At 73.2% G+C, this 18,772-nt stretch carries 18 protein-coding genes and 1 pseudogene; 7 read left to right on the plus strand and 12 right to left on the minus strand.

Features of this window, described 5'->3' with window-relative positions:
• Position 1: 1 nt before the first annotated feature.
• Positions 2-895 (plus strand): metal ABC transporter permease, encoded by an 894-nt coding sequence (locus IH00_RS0105785; protein WP_031070274.1) that lies wholly within the window; start codon positions 2-4, stop codon positions 893-895.
• 82 nt (positions 896-977) lie between these two features.
• On the plus strand, positions 978-1,406 hold the full coding sequence (locus tag IH00_RS0105790) for a Fur family transcriptional regulator (RefSeq protein ID WP_031070275.1): 429 nt from the start codon (positions 978-980) through the stop codon (positions 1,404-1,406).
• A gap of 290 nt (positions 1,407-1,696) precedes the next feature.
• On the opposite strand, the gene IH00_RS0105795 is transcribed toward IH00_RS0105790, so the two are convergent.
• From IH00_RS0105795 to IH00_RS0105810, 4 genes are all read right to left on the minus strand, one after another.
• The gene (locus IH00_RS0105795) at positions 1,697-2,548 is read right to left on the minus strand and encodes an isoprenyl transferase (protein WP_031070278.1); all 852 of its coding nucleotides are present in this window, start codon (positions 2,546-2,548) and stop codon (positions 1,697-1,699) included.
• Positions 2,549-2,574: 26 nt separating this feature from the next.
• A complete protein-coding gene (gene recO / locus IH00_RS0105800) occupies positions 2,575-3,321 on the minus strand; it encodes a DNA repair protein RecO (protein ID WP_031070279.1) in 747 nt (248 codons plus the stop codon).
• Positions 3,322-3,446: 125 nt separating this feature from the next.
• Complete coding sequence (locus tag IH00_RS0105805; protein WP_031070281.1) at positions 3,447-3,662, minus strand: hypothetical protein; 216 nt, start codon at positions 3,660-3,662, stop codon at positions 3,447-3,449.
• Entirely contained in the window at positions 3,662-3,892 is a 231-nt protein-coding gene (locus tag IH00_RS0105810; protein ID WP_031070283.1) for a hypothetical protein, read from the minus strand. Before IH00_RS0105810 ends, IH00_RS0105805 begins: the two co-directional genes overlap by 1 nt.
• Before the next feature lie 117 nt (positions 3,893-4,009).
• On the opposite strand from IH00_RS0105810, the pseudogene IH00_RS37055 reads away from it, so the two are divergent.
• A pseudogene (locus IH00_RS37055) lies at positions 4,010-4,578 on the plus strand (Scr1 family TA system antitoxin-like transcriptional regulator); the annotation flags it as partial.
• Here IH00_RS37055 and IH00_RS0105820 read toward each other — a convergent pair.
• The 3 genes from IH00_RS0105820 to IH00_RS0105830 all read right to left on the minus strand — a co-directional run bounded on the left by IH00_RS0105820 (position 4,568) and on the right by IH00_RS0105830 (position 8,891).
• Entirely contained in the window at positions 4,568-5,773 is a 1,206-nt protein-coding gene (locus IH00_RS0105820) for a vWA domain-containing protein (RefSeq protein WP_031070285.1), read from the minus strand. The pseudogene IH00_RS37055 and the gene IH00_RS0105820 sit on opposite strands and share 11 nt — an antisense overlap.
• 143 nt (positions 5,774-5,916) lie before the next feature.
• Complete coding sequence (locus tag IH00_RS0105825) at positions 5,917-7,194, minus strand: AAA family ATPase (protein WP_031070287.1); 1,278 nt, start codon at positions 7,192-7,194, stop codon at positions 5,917-5,919.
• 206 nt (positions 7,195-7,400) lie between these two features.
• Complete coding sequence (locus IH00_RS0105830) at positions 7,401-8,891, minus strand: hypothetical protein (protein WP_031070288.1); 1,491 nt, start codon at positions 8,889-8,891, stop codon at positions 7,401-7,403.
• A 274-nt stretch (positions 8,892-9,165) separates the two neighbouring features.
• Between IH00_RS0105830 and IH00_RS0105840 the strand changes: the two genes are divergently transcribed.
• Positions 9,166-10,077 (plus strand): LysR family transcriptional regulator, encoded by a 912-nt coding sequence (locus IH00_RS0105840; protein ID WP_039946284.1) that lies wholly within the window; start codon positions 9,166-9,168, stop codon positions 10,075-10,077.
• A 4-nt stretch (positions 10,078-10,081) separates the two neighbouring features.
• Here IH00_RS0105840 and map read toward each other — a convergent pair whose 3' ends face one another.
• Complete coding sequence (gene map, locus IH00_RS0105845; protein WP_031070294.1) at positions 10,082-10,849, minus strand: type I methionyl aminopeptidase; 768 nt, start codon at positions 10,847-10,849, stop codon at positions 10,082-10,084.
• 75 nt (positions 10,850-10,924) lie between these two features.
• Here map and IH00_RS0105850 point away from each other — a divergent pair, with 75 nt between their 5' ends.
• On the plus strand, positions 10,925-11,200 hold the full coding sequence (locus IH00_RS0105850; protein ID WP_031070296.1) for a helix-turn-helix domain-containing protein: 276 nt from the start codon (positions 10,925-10,927) through the stop codon (positions 11,198-11,200).
• Positions 11,201-11,231: 31 nt separating this feature from the next.
• Here IH00_RS0105850 and IH00_RS0105855 read toward each other — a convergent pair whose 3' ends face one another.
• Positions 11,232-12,020 (minus strand): hypothetical protein, encoded by a 789-nt coding sequence (locus tag IH00_RS0105855; protein ID WP_052411187.1) that lies wholly within the window; start codon positions 12,018-12,020, stop codon positions 11,232-11,234.
• A 174-nt stretch (positions 12,021-12,194) separates the two neighbouring features.
• On the opposite strand from IH00_RS0105855, the gene IH00_RS0105860 reads away from it, so the two are divergent.
• Complete coding sequence (locus tag IH00_RS0105860; protein ID WP_031070301.1) at positions 12,195-13,559, plus strand: FAD-dependent oxidoreductase; 1,365 nt, start codon at positions 12,195-12,197, stop codon at positions 13,557-13,559.
• Positions 13,560-13,693: 134 nt separating this feature from the next.
• Here the strand turns inward: IH00_RS0105860 and IH00_RS0105865 are convergent, their stop codons facing one another.
• The 3 genes from IH00_RS0105865 to leuA form a co-directional block, all read right to left on the minus strand.
• Positions 13,694-14,683 (minus strand): ornithine cyclodeaminase family protein, encoded by a 990-nt coding sequence (locus tag IH00_RS0105865; RefSeq protein ID WP_031070304.1) that lies wholly within the window; start codon positions 14,681-14,683, stop codon positions 13,694-13,696.
• Between the two features lie 70 nt (positions 14,684-14,753).
• The gene (locus tag IH00_RS0105870; RefSeq protein ID WP_031070306.1) at positions 14,754-15,449 is read right to left on the minus strand and encodes a TerB family tellurite resistance protein; all 696 of its coding nucleotides are present in this window, start codon (positions 15,447-15,449) and stop codon (positions 14,754-14,756) included.
• A 190-nt stretch (positions 15,450-15,639) separates the two neighbouring features.
• Positions 15,640-17,403, minus strand: a complete 1,764-nt coding sequence (gene leuA / locus IH00_RS0105875) for a 2-isopropylmalate synthase (protein WP_031070308.1) — start codon at positions 17,401-17,403, stop codon at positions 15,640-15,642.
• Positions 17,404-17,700: 297 nt separating this feature from the next.
• Here leuA and IH00_RS0105880 point away from each other — a divergent pair, with 297 nt between their 5' ends.
• Entirely contained in the window at positions 17,701-18,768 is a 1,068-nt protein-coding gene (locus IH00_RS0105880) for a M4 family metallopeptidase (RefSeq protein WP_031070310.1), read from the plus strand.
• Positions 18,769-18,772: the final 4 nt, after the last annotated feature.

Below are 18,772 nucleotides of genomic sequence, written 5' to 3' on the forward strand. Positions count from 1 at the left end.
CATGGACATCCTGCACGACCCCTTCATGCAGCGGGCGCTGCTCGCGGCCGTCCTGGTCGGCATCACCGCGCCCGCCGTCGGCATCCATCTGGTGCAGCGCCGGCAGGCCCTGATGGGCGACGGCATCGGCCACGTCGCCATGACCGGCGTCGGCCTCGGTTTCCTGATGTCGGCCAATCCGGTGTGGATGGCGACCGTCGTGTCGGTCGCCGGCGCCGTCGCGATGGAGCTGATCCGTACGTACGGGCGCACGCGCGGCGACATCGCGCTGGCGCTGCTGTTCTACGGCGGCATGGCCGGCGGCGTCATGCTGATCAACCTCTCCCCCACCGGCTCGAACGCCAACCTGGTCTCGTACCTCTTCGGCTCCCTGTCGACGGTCTCGGACGAGGACGTCGTCGCGATCTGCGTGCTGGCGGCGTTCGTCGTGCTGGTGTCGCTGGGGCTGCGGCGCCAGCTGTTCGCGATCAGCCAGGACGAGGAGTTCGCGCGGGTCACCGGCCTGCCGGTGCGCACGCTGAACCTGCTGATCGCGGTGACCGCGGCCGTGACCGTGACGGTCGCCATGCGGGTGGTCGGGCTGCTCCTGGTCAGTGCGCTGATGGTGGTCCCGGTGGCCGCGGCGCAGCAGCTCACGCGGAGTTTCCGGGCGACGTTCGCCGTGGCGGTGCTGATCGGTACCGGGGTGACCCTGGCGGGCACGGTCACGACGTACTACAACGACGTGCCGCCGGGCGCGACGATCGTGCTGATGGCGATCGCGGTGTTCATCGTGCTGACGGCCCTGGCCACCCCGCTGGCCCGGCGCCGGGCGCGGGCGGCGGAACGGCGGGCACCGGAGAGCTGCGACCTGGAGGTCGCCCCGGCGCAGGACGCCGAAGTGACGAAGGGCTGAGCACGGTCTGCCGGGTCCCGCCGGGCGGCCTGGCAGAATGGCCCGACGGACTTTCGAGCGGGCCGAGGCTAAGGAGGCACCTGTGGCGACGGCTGGACCTACCGGCGTGCGCGGCCGGTCGACGCGGCAGCGAGCGGCCGTGTCGGCGGCGCTGAACGAGGTGGACGAGTTCCGCAGCGCGCAGGAGCTGCACGACATGCTCAAGCACCGCGGCGATTCGGTGGGCCTGACCACGGTCTACCGCACCCTGCAGTCGCTCGCCGACGCGGGTGAGGTCGACGTACTGCGCACCAGCGACGGCGAGGCGGTCTACCGCCGCTGCTCGTCGGGCGAGCACCACCACCACCTGGTGTGCCGCGTCTGCGGAAAGGCGGTGGAGGTCGAGGGCCCCGCGGTCGAGGAGTGGGCGGAGGCCATCGCGGCCGAGCACGGGTTCGTGAACGTGGCGCACACGGTGGAGATCTTCGGCACCTGCACGGAGTGCGCGGCCACTCTGGAAAGCGGCGCCTGAGGCCGGCCACGCCCTTCTTTCCAGGCTCGATCCGGCTCCGGGGCGCCTGAGTCGGTGACGACGGTCGTTCTCCCCCACGCCGGGCCGGGTGGGGGACTCCCGCTCGTTTCGCGACCCTCCGCGCTCCCCCTGCCTTCGGCGGGGATCCCCGTCCCTTTCGGTACCGACGCGCCCCTTCGCCTCACTCGCCACAGGCGACGGAGGCGAGGGGGCGCGTCGGCGTGAAGGCCGGGCGGCGCCCCGGAGGCCGACCGAGCCCCGGGGAGCCGGCGGTACGCCGGGACGCCGGGTCAGACCGCGGGCTCCGCGCCCTCCGGGCGGCCCTGCATCGCCAGCAGTTCCTCGTTCGGGATCGCGCCGCCGAAGCGGCGGTCGCGCTGGGCGAACTCCAGACACGCCCGCCACAGGTCGCGGCGGTCGAAGTCGGGCCAGAGCACGTCCTGGAAGACCATCTCGGCGTAGGCGCTCTGCCACAGCAGGTAGTTGGAGGTCCGCTGCTCACCGCTGGGCCGCAGGAAGAGGTCCACGTCCGGCATGTCCGGGTAGTACAGGTACTTCTGGATCGTCTTCTCGCTGACCTTCGACGGGTCGAGCTTCCCCGCCTTCACGTCCTCCGCGATCTTCTGCATCGCGTCCGCGAGCTCGGCCCGCCCGCCGTAGTTCATGCAGAAGTACAGCGTCAGCCGGTCGTTGTCCTTGGTCTGCTCCTGGGCGATCTGGAGCTCCTTGGCCACCGACTTCCACAGCTTGGGCATACGGCCCACCCAGCGCACCCGGATACCGAGCTCGTCGAGCTGGTCGCGGGTCTTGCGGATGAAGTCCCGGTTGAAGTTCATCAGGAAGCGGACCTCGTCCGGCGAGCGCTTCCAGTTCTCGGTGGAGAAGGCGTACAGGGAGATCGACCCGACGCCCATCTCGACGGCGCCCTGGAGCACGTCCAGCACGCGCTCGGCGCCGACCTTGTGGCCCTCGGTGCGCGGCAGGCCGCGGTCCTTGGCCCAGCGGCCGTTGCCGTCCATGACGATCGCCACGTGCTTGGGCACCAGTTCGCCGGGGATCTTCGGCGGGCGCGCGCCCGACGGGTGCGGCTCGGGGCCCTTGTAGTCGCGGCGGGGCCGGCCCAGGAATCCGCGTCGTGCCATGCGCTCCATCTCCTACTTCCTCGTCGTCACTTCTCCACGTACCGGAGGGAGCGCAGCCCCCGCTCCAGGTGCCAGTGGAGATACGCGGACACCAGTCCGCTCCCCTCCCGGACGTGGCGCGGCTCGCACGCGTCCGCGGTCTCCCAGTCCCCGGTCAGCAGCGCGCTCAGCAGGCCCACGGCCTCCGCAGAGGGTACGACGCTGCCGGGCACCCGGCAGTCACCGCATATCACCCCGCCCGCCCCGACCGAGAAGAACCGGTTCGGCCCGGGCATTCCGCACCGTGCGCAGTCCTCGAACGAGGGCGCGTAGCCGTTGACCGCGAGGGACCGCAGCAGGAACGCGTCGAGGATCAGGTTCGGCGCGTGCTCACCGCGCGAGAGCGTCCGCAGCGCGCCGATGAGGAGCAGGTACTGCTGCACCGCGGGCTCGCCCTCATGATCGGTGAACCGCTCGGCGGTCTCCAGCATGGCCGTGCCCGCCGTGTAGCGCGCGTAGTCGCTGACGATCCCGCTGCCGTAGGGGGCGATGGTCTCGCTCTGCGTGCACAGCGGCAGCCCGCGCCCGACGAGCTCGCTCCCCCGCGCGAAGAACTGCACGTCCACGTGCGAGAACGGCTCCAGCCGCGCCCCGAACTTCGACTTCGTGCGCCGCACCCCCCGGGCGACGGCCCGCACGCGCCCGTGCCCGCGGGTCAGGATCGTGATGATGCGATCCGCCTCGCCGAGCTTCTGGGTGCGCAGCACGATGCCGTCGTCGCGGAACAGGGTCATGGGGCCATTCTCCCGTACGCGGCGGGTACGGACCGCATGGTCCCCCGACGGGCGCGAAGGGCCCGGCGAGCCGGACCGGACGGGCGAGCCGGACCGGGCGGGCGGCGCGGACGGGGCACGGAGCGTCACGGCACCTCACCGCGGCTGCGCGCGTTCGCGTACGCCGTCGCCGCGCTGAGCCGCTCCGAGTCCGTCGCCGGACGCACCCCCTCCGGCGGGCACTCCCACTCACGCCCGCCCCCGAAGGGTCTCAGCTGGAGGTACGGGCCCACGTGCCCCATGACGCGCCCCACGCGCCCGCTGCTGATCTCCACCACGTACGACCCGACCGGCAGGTTCATCACCGGCTCCCTTCCCCCGGCAGGACGGCCGCCGGGCGGCGCGCCGTCTCCACCGTGCAACGTCCCAGCTCGGCCAGCGGCCGCGGCGGCTGCGCGGCGCAGGTGACGAGGTCCAACCGCAGGGACGGAAGCTTGATTCCCACCCTTTCCAGCGCCGCACGCAATTCCGCCACCGCCTCCTTCGCCGCTTCGACGGTTCCCGCCGACGACCGCTTCGCTTCTTCCTTCACCGACCCTGTCCTTTCCGAATCCATTTCCCGATTTCCGCCCCCGTGGTGGGGCCGCATCCGTAACATCGGCAGATGCGCGAGCGCCACAAGCACGGGGCTGCACAGGGGAGTTAACCCTTGGCCAAAGCAGGGTCGTCACAGCAGGCCGCACGGGAGTTCCACGGCACGGAGCTCAAGCGCCGCCGGGAGGCCGCCGGAATGACGCAACATGAGCCGGGGCGGCGGGTGTTCGTTTCCGGAGGAGAATCGGCCAATTCGAACAGGCCATCCGGAAACCGCAGATCGACGTGGCGCAGCGGATCGATGAAGTACTGCAAACCGATGGTTTTTTCGACCGGATGCGCCGGAAGCTGATCCACGGTTCGCCGTACGCCGAGTATTTCCGCCCCCTGGCGGAGCTGCAGGCGCTCGCCACGAGGATCTGCGAGTTCGCCCCCACGGTGGTGCCCGGCCTGCTCCGGACGGCCGCGTACGCGCGGGTGGTCACCGTCGCGGCCGACCCGTTCGTCGCCGAGGAGTACGTGGAGGAGAAGGCGACTGCGTCGAAGTCCGCGACGACGTGCCCGGGGTTCGTCCCCGTGCGGGACAGCAAGAACCCGGCCGGTCCCGTGCTCATGATCGCGGGACCGGCGCGGCGGGCCTTCGTCGGCAGCCTCGGGCGGGCGGATCGCCCGCTCAGCCGATGGTGACGACGCGCGCCCACGGCGGCGGGGTGTCCGGGACGTAGTGGGGGTTCTCCTCGTCCACGGCGCGGGCGGGACGGGGGAAGAGACCGACGACGGTGCGGCAGGGCGGTTGTGCCGAGGGCCACGGGGTCTGGCCGTCCGTCAGGGCGACGATCACGTCCGGGCGGGGCCGCGAGCGCAGCGCCCTCCCGAAACCGGAGCGGAGGTCCGTTCCTCCGCCGCCGATCAGCTCGATGTTCTCGGCGCGGCAGAGCGGGACGGCGATTCCGGCCGCCGCGTCGCAGGAGATCACCGAGACCAGGTCGCGCCGTCCGCCCACCGCCCGCGTGATCGCCGTCACCTCCAGCAGCGCGCTGCCCAGCTCGGCGTCGCTCACCGACCCGGAGGTGTCGATCACGACGCAGACCCGGGGCGGCGTACGGCGCAGGCTCGGCAGCACCACCCCGGGGACGGCAGCCGAGCGCCGGGACGGGCGCCGGAAGCTGTGGTTCTCGCCCACCCCCGGAGCGCCCGCCGCCGAGCGGACCGCCGCCCCCAGCAATCGGCGCCACGGCTGAGGCGGATGGAACACCTCCTCCGCCCACCGGCGCCACCCCTCCGGGGCCTCTCCCGGCCGGCCCTTGATGCCCTCGGCGACCCGGAAGCGGACCGCGTCCCGCTGCTGGCGGCTCAGCCCGTGCGCCCCGTCCGGTCCCAGCTCCCACGGCCGTCGCTGCCCGTCGGCGCCGCTGCCGCAGTCCAGCCAGGCCAGGTCGGCGGCGAGCCCGGACATCGACGCCGTACGCAGGTACTCCTCCATGAGCAGCCCGTCGGGCAGCCGCAGCAGCGACGGCAGCACCGCTCCCGCGGGGCGGGGCAGGCCGTCACCGTAGATGTCGTCGTTGATCTCGAAGTCGGCGGCGATGTTCCGGCGCAGCCTCTCGCCCGGCCCGTGCTCCTCGTGCTCCCGCGCCCACCGTTCGCCGCGTCCGTGGTGGTCGCGCAGCAGATGGGAGACCTCGTGCACCCAGACGCCCGCCAGGTCGCCCACCGGGGTGCGCTCCACGAAGCCGGGCGAGACGTAGCAGCGCCAGTGCGCGTCCACCGCCATCGTCGGCACCGACCGGTCCTCCACCACGTGCAGTGCGAAGAGGGCGGCGGCCAGGTAGGGACGGACCTTCACCGCGTGCAGCCGGGCGGCCAGCAGCTTCTCCATGTCCAGTGGGAGTCCCGGCCGGTCGGGCGGCACGCCGGGGCGGGCCGGCGGGCCCGGCACGGTGGCCCGTACCGGGCGCGGCGGTGCGGGCGGGGGCAGCGGGCGGGGCAGCGGCCGCGGCCCCGGGCGCTTCACCGGGCCCGTCATCGGCCCGCCTCCGTGCGCCGGGAGCCGGCTGCCGCCGCGACCCGCTCCACCGACCGGTCGGCGCGCCGGGCCAGACCGACCACCGCCACCAGCCGCTCCACGGACTCCGGCACCTCCCAGTCGTCGCGCCGCAGCGCGGCCAGCGCTGTCGCCGGGGCGACCAGCAGGTCCGCGGCGCCGGTCTCCAGCGCGCGGACGAGGACGGCCCAGCCCGCCTCCCACCGGGCCCGTTCCGGCCGGGCCCCCACGGCGGCCACCACCGCCTCCAGCGCGGCCTGACGCAGGTCGCCCCGCTCCGGCAGTTCGGCGGCGGCGGGATCGGCCAGCAGCGACTCCGGGTCCGGCAAATCCATCCGGTCCAGGTGGGCGAGGAGTTCGAGCCCCGGCCCGTCCCCCACCGCCCCCCGCACCAGCAGCGCCAGCACCTCCCGGGAGACTCCGGCCGCCGTGCCGAAGGCCAGCAGGGTCAGCGCGGCCTCCCAGCTCCGGGGTGAGGGCCAGGCGCCACCGCGCCGCGTCTCGGAGGTGGGCAGGCGGTGGATCAGCGTCGGCCGGGCCCGGAGGAAGCCGCACACCGCGCGCCGGGCGAAGGCCACCGCATCCGGCAGCCGCTCCGGCGCCAGCCGGGGCAGCTCCGCACGGGGCCAGACCCCGCCCAGCCCGCGCACCACCACCTCCTGGTCGTGCGCCCAGTACAGGTGTACGAACCGGTTGGCCAGCGGCGGGCTCAGCTCCCACCCGTCCGCCGCCGACGCCCGCGGATTCGCGGCGGCCACGATCCGTACCCCGGGCGGCAGTTGCAGCGCCCCCACCCTGCGCTCCAGGACGACCCGGAGCAGGGCGGCCTGGACGGCCGGGGTGGCGGTGGACAGCTCGTCCAGGAAGAGCAGCCCCCGTCCGGCCCGTACGAGCTCCACGGCCCACTGCGGCGGCGCCATCGGTACTCCGTCCACCTCCGGGTCGTCGCCCACGACGGGCAGGCCGGAGAAGTCGGTCGGCTCGTGGACGCTGGCGATCACGGTCGTCAGCGGCAGGCCGAGGGAGGCGGCGAGCTGCGTGAGGGCCGCGGTCTTGCCGATGCCCGGCTCGCCCCACAGCAGGACGGGCAGGTCGGCCGCGACGGCCAGGGTGAGCGCTTCGAGCTGCTCGTCGGGGCGCGGTTCGGTGGTGGTCGTGCGCAGGAGGGCCAGCAGGTCGCCGGCGAGGGCGAGCCGCGTGCCGGCCGGGGACGCGTCGGCGGGGGCGGGGGCGGACAGGAGGGTGCTGGAGGTCATGGGTGATCACCTGGGGTGTGTTCGCGGGGACAGGAGGGCCCGTCCCGGGTGTCGTGGGTGTGCGGCGCGCACCGTGCGGTGGGAGCACGGAAGAGGGGTGGGCGGGGCCGGGCGGGCCGCCCGGTCGCCCGGACGGCGTGCGTACGGGGTCGGCCGGAGGACCGCTCGGCGGTTCAGCGGTTCAGCGGTTCGGCAGGGCGGCGGGGTCAGTGGGTCAGGCCGGTGCGGGGCCGGGTCCGCAGGTTCCGCTTGCGGCGCAGGTCGAGGGGCGTGCGGCGGTCGAGCCGCGGCCGGTGGCCCGCCTCCGCGTGGCCGGCGCCCGAGGCCTTGCCGCCTCCGCCCGTACCGGCGGCGGGGTGCACGGGGACCAGCCCCGCGCGGAAGAGCCCTTGGTCGACGCGGCGGGCCGCGGCCGACTCCAGTTCCTCCTTGAGCGGTCCGTCACGCAGGACCGCCGCGGGACCGAGCAGGGCTTCGACCACGGCCAGTGCCCCGGCGACGTCGCCGTGACCAAGGCGCTCCCGGACCGCGGGCAGGGCCTCGGGGTCGCGGTGCACCGCGTCGATCGCGCGCAGGCAGGGCAGCGGGGGCCCACCGAACGCCACGAGCAGTTCCTCCCGGCGGAGTTGGTCCGGGTCGTGGTCGACCGCCGTGAGCACTCCGTCCCGCAGCGCGATCCGGTGGACCTCGCCCCGGCACTCCACCCGGTGCGGGTCACCGGGTCCGGGGGCGCGGCGGGACTGCGGTACCGCGCCGGGCAGCGCTGCCGCGCCGGGTCCCGTCAGGGCGGCGGCGACGAGCGGGTGCAGGCGGTCGGCCGTGACGAGCCCCGCCCGCAGCAGCTCCAGGTCCGGAAGGACCCGTGCCGACGCCTCCGGCAGCACCGGGAGCTCCGCGACCCGCTGCGGCGGCAGCGCCTCCCGCACGGGCCGGCACACCGGCGCGTGACCGTCGTCGGGGGCGGTGAGTTCGAGCACCGCGCGGCTGCGCGCACCGAGCCGCACGGTGAACGCCCCGCGGGCAGGCAGCCCTTCGGCCCGCAGCAGCAGTTCGGCCTCGGCGGCCCACCGCGCCGACGCCCACGCGTCGTCGTGACCGCCGGGCCGGTCCGGCGGGTCCTGGAGGCACGGCGGAGCCGTGGAGGACGGGCCGCCGTCCGCGCCGCACCGCCGCGTCAGGTCGCCGCTGCGCCCGGCGTCCCAGAGGTGACGGTGCAGGTCGAGCCGGAAACGCCGGTCGGGGTGCGGGTGCGGGTGGGCCCCGTGCTCGGTGGCGCCGGACTCGTCCCACACGGCCAGGGACATCCGCTGTCCGGCGTCCGCCCGGGCCGGCGGGGTCCGCACCACCAGGTGCAGCGGTGCGGCACCGGACGTTCGGTAGCGGGCCAGGGAGAGGGTGAGGCCGGGCCGGAGCCGCCCGTCGGGGGCGATCCGGGGCATGTGCCAGCGGAGCAGATCGGGCGCCAGCCGGCGCAGATCCGCACGGAGGCGGGTGGCGAGTTCGGTGCCGTGGCGGTCGCGCACGGCGCGCAGATCGAGGTCGACGTCGAGCCGGGCAACGGCGCAGGCCCCGGCCCAGTCACCGACCGCACGCCGTGCGGTCGCGGTCTCGATCATGGACAGGGGCACGGCGTACTCGCGTACGCGCTGCCACATCAACAGGCGGGCCGGAATCGTGTGCGTGAAGTGATGTGCCATCAGCACTCACCTTGCGCGGACGATTCCCCCAATCCGTACGAGGAGAAGGTCTTCATCGCGGGCATCATAGGCACGGCGGTGATGATCTGTCAGTCCGATTCCGCCGCCCCGATGCGGGTGCGCCCCCGCCGGGCGGCGGGGGCGCGGGTCATGCATGGCACGGTCGGCGGGTGGGGATCCGGTTGACAGGTCCATGTTCGGCCCCCGGGCCCGGGTGGATCAAGAGTGAACTGTTCTACGATCGGTGATCCACACTCACCAACCGGGAGCGGCGGTGGAGCGGCATGAGATCGAGACGTTCCTGACGCTGGCCGAGGAGCTGCACTTCCGGCGGACGTCGGAGCGGCTGGGGCTGGCGCAGGGCCGGGTCAGCCAGACCATCAAGAAGCTGGAACGGCGCATCGGCGTGCCGCTGTTCGAGCGCACCAGCCGGCACGTGGCGCTGACGGAGGTGGGCAGGCAGCTGCGGGACGACCTGCTCCCCGCCCACCGGCAGATCCAGCGCGCGGTCGCGCGGGCGGTCTCCGCGGGACGCGGGATCACCGGCGTGCTGAACGTCGGCTACTCCAGTCCCATGGCGGCCGAGCTCGTCCTGCGGGCCGCCGACACCTTCCACCTCCAGTACCCGGACTGCGAGGTCCGGATCAGGGAGGTGCAGCTCTTCGACCCGTTCGGGCCGGTCCGCGGGGGCGAGGTGGACCTCCAGCTGACCGAGCGGCCGCTCGACGAGCCCGATCTCACCGCGGGACCGGTGCTGTTCGCCGAGCGCCGCGTACTGCTCGTGCCCCGCGGGCACCCGCTGGCGGGCCATGCGTCCGTGTCGGTCGAGGATCTCGCCCGGACCACGCTGGTGACGCTGTGCGGGGACATCCCGCACTACTGGCTCGACTTCCACTACCCGCGGCGGACCCCGGCCGGGGCGCCCATCACCCAGGGGCCGGCCGCCACCTACTGGCCGGAGGTGCTGGCGCTGGTCGGCGCGGGCAAGGGGGTGTCGCCCTCCTGTGCGCGCGCCGAGCGCTACTACGCCAGGCCGGACGTCGTGTGGGTGCCCTTCCGGGACGCGCCCCCGGTCGAGTACGGGCTGCTGTGGCCGGCCGGCGGCGACACCGCGCGCGTGCGCGCCTTCGTGGAGACCCTGTGCGCGGCGGCGGACGAGCGGCAGCCCGCGCCGCCGGGGATCTGAACCGTCAGGGCAGGGTGAGGATCCGGGGGCCGTCCTCCGTGATCGCGACCGTGTGCTCGATGTGGGCCGCCCGGCTGCCGTCGGCGGTGCGCAGGGTCCAGCCATCGGGGTCGGTGCGGTACGCGTCGCGGCCGCCCGCCATGAGCATCGGTTCCACGGCGAGGACCAGCCCGTGGCGCAGGGGGAATCCGCGCCCGGGGCGCCCCCGGTTGGGGACGTGCGGGTCCTCGTGCATGCGGCGGCCGATGCCGTGGCCGCCGAAGTCGGCGGGCATGCCGCAGCCCGCGGCGGCGGCCACGGTGCCGATGGCGTGCGAGATGTCGCCGACGCGGTTTCCGGGGACGGCGGCGGCGATGCCGGCGTCCAGGGCGCGCCGTGTCGCGTCGATCAGCGCCAGGTCCTCCGGGCGCGGCGTACCGACCGTGAAACTGATCGCGGCGTCACCGGTCCAGCCGTCCAGTTGCGCGCCGCAGTCGACGCTGACGAGGTCGCCGTCGCGCAACCGGTGGCCGGTGGGGATCCCGTGGACGACGGCGTCGTTGACCGATGTGCAGATCACCGCGGGGAAGGGCGTGGGCGCGAAGGACGGCCGGTAGCCGAGGAACGGGGAGCGGGCACCGGCCTCGGCCAGCACCGTCCGGGCCGCCTCGTCCAGGTCGGTGAGGGGCACCCCGACCCCGGCGGCCTCCCGGACCGCGGCGAGGGCGCGGGCCACCACGCGTCCCGCCTCACGCATCGCGTCCAGTGCCCTGCCGGTCTTGATCTCCACCATGCCGTGACTCCCGCCCGTTCCCCTTGGAACCAATTCTTATACCGGTATAGATATCACGGTATTAGTATCGCGGGCATGGTGAGGACCCCCTTGACCCCGTGGGAACGGCAGCGCGGCGAGCGGTTCGGCGCGCTGCTGCGGCAGGCGCGCGGCGAGCGCAGCATGGTGGAGGTCGCGGCGGCGGCGGGGGTGTCCGCGGAGACGCTGCGCAAGATCGAGACCGGGCGGGCGCCCACACCGGCGTTCTTCACGGTGGCGGCGCTGGCCGCCGCCCTGGGGATGTCCCTGGACGAGCTGGCCGCGGCGTGCGCGGAGGCGGCGGACGAGGAGCAGCGGGCACTGACGGCCTGAGGCCCGGCCGGGCTCCGGGAACCCGGAGACCTCACTTCAGCTCCCGCCGCGCAGCCCGCTGCTCCTCGATCGCCACTTCCTTGCGCAACGCCCGCGCCAGCACCACCCCCACGACCATCAGGGCCACCGCGAACCAGCGGGGGGCGGCGCCGAAGAGCAGGACGACGACCCCCATCGGGATGAGCAGTCCGACGAACGGCATCAGCAGGCCCGACACGCGCGGCCTCGGCCGGGAGGGGTCGAGGCGGGCCCGGACGACCGCCGGGTACCACTCGGTGAAGCGCATGGCGGTGACGAGGGCCGAGACTTGGACGATCCAGCCGGTCCACAGGTTCTCGGGGTTGTGCAGCACCAGATCGCCCACGGCACCCGCGACGGCCGCCGCCAGGAAGGCGAGGGCCCAGGCCGCGGTGATGACGGAGGCGGTCCGCAGGAAGTCGGGCGTGTGCCAGAACTCCCGGGGCACCGACCTGCGGGCGTACGGGGCCGTCAGCGGCGCCCGGACCGCGAGCGAGGCGGCGGCGAGCAGCACCAGGGACAGGTCGGCCAGTTCGTCCCCGTACGTCTCCAGCCAGCGCAGCGCGCCGGGGACGGCGACCATGCCGGTCACGGCCAGGGCGGCGAAGAAGACGAGGCCGGCCAGCTCCAGGAAGACCGGGCGGGCGCGGACCAGGACGAGCACGACCGCCACCGCGAGGGCGAGCGCGGCGGCCGGCAGGTAGCGGCCGGGGCCGGCCAGGAGCGAGAAGACGATCCACGGGGACATCCCGGTGATGGAGCTGTCCATCAGCCTGGCGCCCCGGCCCGCGGCACCGTTCATACCTCCAGCGTGACGCCTTCCATGCACGGAGGCCAGAGATCCCATAAGTTGCACTTATGGGGTCATAGGCGGGGGGCGGGTACCGAGGTGAGGGTGGCCTTACTTAGAGTTCGGTGTGCAGTGGCAGCACGTGCCACCGCAGTTGAGCTCATTCACCGCTCGAAGGGAATCCTCATGCCCCGCCCCCTGCGGGTCGCGATCGTCGGTGCCGGCCCCGCCGGGATCTACGCCGCCGACGCGCTGCTGAAGTCCGAGGCCGCCACCGACCCGGGGGTCTCCATCGACCTCTTCGAGCGGATGCCGGCGCCGTTCGGTCTCATCCGGTACGGCGTGGCCCCGGACCACCCGCGGATCAAGGGCATCATCACCGCCCTGCACCAGGTGCTCGACAAACCGCAGATACGTCTCTTCGGCAATGTCGACTACCCGTCCGACATCACCCTGGACGACCTGCGCGCCTTCTACGACGCCGTGATCTTCTCCACGGGCGCGACGGCCGACCGCGAGCTGCGGATCCCGGGCGTCGACCTCGACGGCTCGTACGGCGCCGCCGACTTCGTCTCCTGGTACGACGGGCACCCGGACGTGCCGCGCACCTGGCCGCTGGAGGCCGAGAAGGTCGCGGTGCTCGGCGTCGGCAACGTGGCACTGGACGTCGCCCGCATCCTCGCCAAGACCGCCGACGAGCTGCTGCCGACCGAGATCCCGCCGAACGTCCACGCCGGCCTCCGGGCCAACAAGGCGCGGGAGATCCACGTCTTCGGGCGCCGCGGCCCGGCCCAGGCGAAGTTCAGCCCGATGGAGCTGCGCGAGCTGGACCACTCCCCCACCATCGAGGTCATCGTCAACCCCGAGGACATCGACTACGACGAGGGCTCCATCGAGCAGCGGCGCTCCAACAAGCAGGTCGACATGGTCGCCAAGACCCTGGAGAACTGGGCGATCCGGGACGTCGGCGACCGGCCGCACAAGCTGTTCCTGCACTTCTTCGAGTCGCCGAGCGAGATCGTCGGCGAGGACGGCAAGGTCACCGGCCTGCGCACCGAGCGCACCGAGCTGGACGGCACCGGCAACGTGAAGGGCACCGGCGAGTTCACCACCTGGGACGTCCAGGCGGTCTACCGCGCGGTCGGCTACCTCTCCGACGAGCTGCCCAAGCTGCCCTGGGACACCGCCTCCGGCACGGTCCCCGACGAGGGCGGCCGCGTGATGGAGGGCGACGAGCCCATGCCGTCCACGTACGTCACGGGCTGGATCCGCCGCGGCCCCATCGGCCTCATCGGCCACACGAAGGGCGACGCCAACGAGACGGTCGCCAATCTTCTGGAGGACCACCGCGAGGGCCGGCTGCTCACGCCGGACGCACCGGGCGAGGACGCGGTCGTCGACTTCCTGCGCGGCAAGGGCGTGGAGTACACGACCTGGGAGGGCTGGTACCGGCTCGACGCCGCCGAGCGCGCCCTGGGCGAGGCCGAGGGCCGCGAGCGCGTGAAGATCGTCGAGCGCGAGGGGATGCTGCGCGCGAGCGCGGAGCGCTGACACGGGAGGGCGGGGCGGCCCGCGCACATGCGGGGGCCGCCCCGCCGCCTCGGCCGCCCCGGCACCGGGACGAGCCGTCGCGTGCGCCCGGCTCCCGTGGGGGCGAGCGGTGAGAAGTGAGCGGTGGACGGTGATCAGGCGAACCGGATCTCGTCCCCGATACCCCGCTCCCGCGCGGCCGCGACGACGAGCGCGGCCGCCGCGGCGTCCTGGACCGCCACGCCGACCGACTTGTAGAGGGTGATCTGGTCGGCCGAGCTGCGCCCGGTCCTGCTGCCGTTGAGGAGCTCGCCCAGCTCGGCGTGGACGTGTTCCGGCGTGATGACGCCGTCCCGGATCGGGAACAGCAGGTCGTTGCTCCCGGCCGGGAAGGGCGCGAGGACCGCCCGCCGCGACTCCACGCACACCAGCGCCTCGGCGACGGTCGCGTCGTCGACCTCCCGGCCGCCCTGGTTGAACCCGACGGACGCGATGTGCACGCCGGGCGTCAGCCATTCCCGCCGCACCACCGGGTCCACGCTGTGCGTGGCCGCGGCGACCACGTCCGCGCCGTCGAGCGCCGACGCGTAATGCGGGGCCGCCACCACCTCCACGCCGAGCTCCGCGGACAGCTCCTCGGCCACCACGCCCGCCCGCACCGCGTCCCGCCCGGCCACCCGCACCTGGCGTACCGGCCGCACCCGGCACATCGCCCGGGCGTGCGTCCGCGCCTGCACCCCGGTGCCCAGCACCGCCAGCACCGCGGCGTCCTCACGGGCCAGGAGCCTCGCCGACAGCGCCGAGGCGGCGGCGGTGCGGGCCGCGGTGATGAAGGTGCCGTCCAGCAGCGCGACGGGCCGCCCCGTCTCCGGGTCGAACACGGCGATCAGCGCCTGGTGCGTCGGCAGCGGCGTCCCGGCGTTGTGCGGGAACAGCGACACGAGCTTGCTCATCAGCACGCGGGCCGACGGCACGTACCCCGGCATCGCGGCCAGGAACCCGTCCCGCTCCGGCACGACGGCGGCCACCCTGTCGGGCACCGACGCCCGCCCCTCGCTCAGGTCCACCATCGCCGGGCCGAGCCCGTCGATCAGCGCGTCCATGTCGAGCACCTGCTCGACCTGCGACCGTCCCAGTACCAGCATCCGCACAGCGTCCGTCAGCGCGGCACCGGGCGGGGAGGCGACACGCCGGGGCGCTCCCCGCCGGGGCGCTCTAGAACGGCGTCCGCGCCGACTCCATCAGCCGTGCGGTGTCGTCGGCGCGCAGCCGCAGGGCGTTGCCGACGGTCGTCAGCACGTCCTGCTCCTCCTGGCTGTACGCGCCGTCCGCGAGCGCGATCCGCGCGCCCTGCAGCAGGATCGACTCGCGGCCCGCGGGGGCGAGGTGCGGCGAGAGCGGTTCGAGGGCCTCGTGCAGCTCGATGGCGAGCGCCGCGCCGCAGGGTCCGCCGGCGTCGGTGACGAAGCGGCCCGTGTCGGCTTCGAGCGCCGCGATGAGGGAGGTGAGGCTGTCGGCCGTGCAGTCCTCGTATCCCGCCGCCCGGACCGCCGAGACCGCGGTCTGCAGGACCGTCCGGGACGAGACGCCGCCGGCCGCGAGGACGGCGAGTGCCACGGTGTGGACCGCGTCGCGCAGCATCGCCGAGAAGCGGGCGGTGGTCGGGTGGTCGAGGACGTCCGTGGCGAAGTGGGTGTGGCAGGCCGCGCACTCGACGACGGGCCCGGCGTCACCGCGCGGCAGCAGCGGGACACCGAAAAGAGTGAAGCGGCGGCGGCCGGTACGGCGCCGGTAGTTGCGGTCCCCGCCGCAGCCCGGGCAGAAGAACTCGCCGTCGCCGATCGTGTTCCATGTGGTCGAGATGGAGCAGATGCGCAGTTTCCGGCCGCGTGATCCTCGTGCTGGCAGCACGTCGCACCTCCATGAATCCCCCGCAGCCCTTCGGACACGGGAGGCACCGCCACGGCCACCTTGCCGCGTGGGCGTGATGTTAGCCACATCAGTGATGCCGCGTCAGTACCCCGTCCGGAGAACGCCACCGGACATGGCCGAACCCCGACCGCTCGCGGCGGGCGGGGTTCGGGCCGGAGAACCGGGCGGATCAGCGCGCGGAGCGGTTGACGGCCGAGATGACCGCCTTCAGTGAGGCGCGGGTGGTGTTGGGGTCGATGCCGATGCCCCACAGCACCTTTCCATCAATGGCGCATTCGATGTACGAGGCGGCCTGGGCGGACGCTCCCTCGCTCATCGTGTGCTCCTGGTAGTCCAGCAGGCGGGCGTCCACGCCGATGCCGGCCAGGGCGTCGAAGAACGCCGAGATCGGACCGTTGCCGGAGCCGGTCAGGACGACGTCCGCGCCGTCGACGACCGCCTCGACGGTCAGCGTGTCCGTGCCGTCCTTGTCGGTCGTGGTCTGGCCGGAGCGCAGCTGGATGCGGCCCCACGGGTTCTCCGGGTTCGGCAGGTACTCGTCCCGGAAGACCGCCCAGATGTCCTTCGGCGTGACCTCGCCGCCCTCGGCGTCGGTCTTCGCCTGGATGATCCGGGAGAACTCGATCTGCATGCGGCGCGGCAGGTCCAGCTTGTGGTCGTTCTTCAGGACGTACGCGATGCCGCCCTTGCCCGACTGCGAGTTGACGCGGATGACCGCCTCGTACGACCGGCCGACGTCCTTGGGGTCGATCGGCAGGTACGGGACCTCCCAGGTGATCTCGTCGACCGTCCTGCCGGCGGCGGCCGCGGTGGCCTCCATCGCGTCGAACCCCTTCTTGATGGCGTCCTGGTGGGAGCCGGAGAAGGCGGTGTAGACCAGGTCGCCCGCGTAGGGGTGGCGCGGGTGGACCTCCATCTGGTTGCAGTACTCGGAGGTGCGGCGGATCTCGTCGATCTGGGAGAAGTCGATCTGCGGGTCGACGCCCTGCGAGAACAGGTTCATGCCCAGGGTGACCAGGTCGACGTTGCCGGTGCGCTCGCCCTGGCCGAACAGGCAGCCCTCGATGCGGTCGGCCCCCGCCATGATCGCCAGCTCGGCCGCCGCCACCGCCGTGCCGCGGTCGTTGTGCGGGTGGACCGACAGGCAGACGTGCTCGCGGCGGGACAGGTTGCGCGACATCCACTCGAAGCGGTCCGCGTGCGTGGAGGGCGTCGAGCGCTCGACCGTGGCGGGCAGGTTCAGGATGATCTCGCGGCCCTCCTCGGGCTGCCAGACGTCCATGACGCCCTCGCAGACCTCCAGGGCGAAGTCCAGCTCGGTGTCGGTGAAGATCTCCGGGCTGTACTGGTAGCCGAAGGTGGTCTCGTCGCCCAGGATCTTGTCGGCGTACTCCATCACCAGACGGGTGCCGTCGACCGCGATCTGCTTGATGTCGTCCTTGGAGCCGCGGAAGACGACCCGGCGGAAGACGGGCGCGGTGGCGTTGTACAGGTGGACCGTGGCCCGGTGGGCGCCGCGCAGGGACTCCACGGTCCGCTCGATCAGGTCCTCGCGGGCCTGGGTCAGGACGGAGATCGTCACGTCCTCGGGGATCGCGCCCTCTTCGATGATGGAGCGTACGAACGCGAAGTCGGTCTCGCCGGAGGAGGGGAAGCCGACCTCGATCTCCTTGTAGCCCATGCGGACCAGCAGGTCGAACATCTCGCGCTTGCGGGCCGGGCTCATCGGGTCGATCAGCGCCTGGTTGCCGTCGCGCAGGTCGGTGGAGAGCCAGCGGGGCGCCTTGGTGATGCGCCGGTCGGGCCAGGTGCGGTCGGGGATGTCGACGGCCTCGTACGGGCCGTACTTGTGGATGGGCATCCCGGACGGCTTCTGGAGGTGCGTCGCGTTGGTGACGGGCGTGGGGCGGCCGATCCACTGTGACTGGGTCATTGCGTAGGGCTCCTGGGGTGTCCTTCTACGGGGGAAGGCCGACTGGGTCGAAGCAGCACCAGACTCCGCGGGGAGGGGGTCGGCCTACGACTACAGGCCCTCGCCGCGGCAGCTAAGGAGAAGCAGCCCGAAACGCATGATGTGCAGCAGCCTAGCCGAGGGACACGGTGGGCGGGGGGTCCGTTCCAGTATGCGGGATCGCCGTCCGCAATCCCGAAACCGTGACCTATCACTCCTTTTCAGCAATCATGGTCGCAGCTGGTGACAGCACGGTGACGCGCTGCCACATTGCGGAACATGACTCCCACGCTTGCTCCCGTGCACTGCACGATCGTGCCGCCCCACCTGCTGGACCGCCTCAGCCGCGCCGCCGACCCCGCGGTCGCCGCGGCCGCGCGCCGCACGCTCGTCGCGGACGCCGCCAACCGCACCGCGCGCCGCCTGACCACGGTCGTCGGCGCCACCCCCGTACCACTGGCGGCGGACGCGCCCCTCGACAAACCCCGGCGCACGATCTACGACGCCGGGCACACGACCCGGCTGCCGGGCAGCAAGGTCCGCGGGGAGGCCGAGGAGCCGACGCAGGACGCGACCGTCAACCGCGCGTACGCCGGCCTGGGCGCGACGTTCGAGCTGTTCCGCGACGCGTACGGGCGCAACTCGATCGACGGATCCGGGCTGCCGCTCGACGCGACCGTCCACTACGACCGGGACTACAACAACGCCTTCTGGAACGGCGACCGGATGGTCTTCGGCGACGGCGACGGCCGCATCTTCGTCGACTTCACCGTCGCGGTGGACGTCATCGGCCACGAGCTGGCGCACGGCGTCACGCAGTACACCGCGAACCTGGCGTACTTCGGCCAGTCCGGCGCGCTCAACGAGTCGATGTCCGACGTGTTCGGCTCGCTGGTCAAGCAGTACACGCTGAAGCAGACGGCGGAGCAGGCCGACTGGCTGATCGGGGCCGGGCTCCTGGCGGAGGACGTCCAGGGTGTGGCGCTGCGTTCGATGAAGGCCCCGGGCACGGCGTACGACGACGACGTCCTCGGAAAGGACCCGCAGCCGGCCACGATGGACGACTACGTGCACACGGGATCCGACAACGGCGGCGTGCACATCAACTCGGGCATCCCGAACCACGCGTTCTACCTCGTCGCCACCCGGCTGGGCGGCAACGCCTGGGAACGGGCGGGGCGGATCTGGTACGACGTCCTGACCGGCGGCGGACTCGCGGAGGACGCCGACTTCAAGGACTTCGCCCGCCTGTCGGTGGCGGCGGCCGGCGAGCGGTACGGCGCGGGCGGCGCGGAGCACGACGCCGTGGTCAAGGCATGGTCGACGGTGGGTGTGCCGACGGAGTAGACAG

The sequence above is a fragment of the Streptomyces sp. NRRL S-118 genome (assembly GCF_000716335.1).
Taxonomy (GTDB): Bacteria; Actinomycetota; Actinomycetes; order Streptomycetales; family Streptomycetaceae; genus Streptomyces.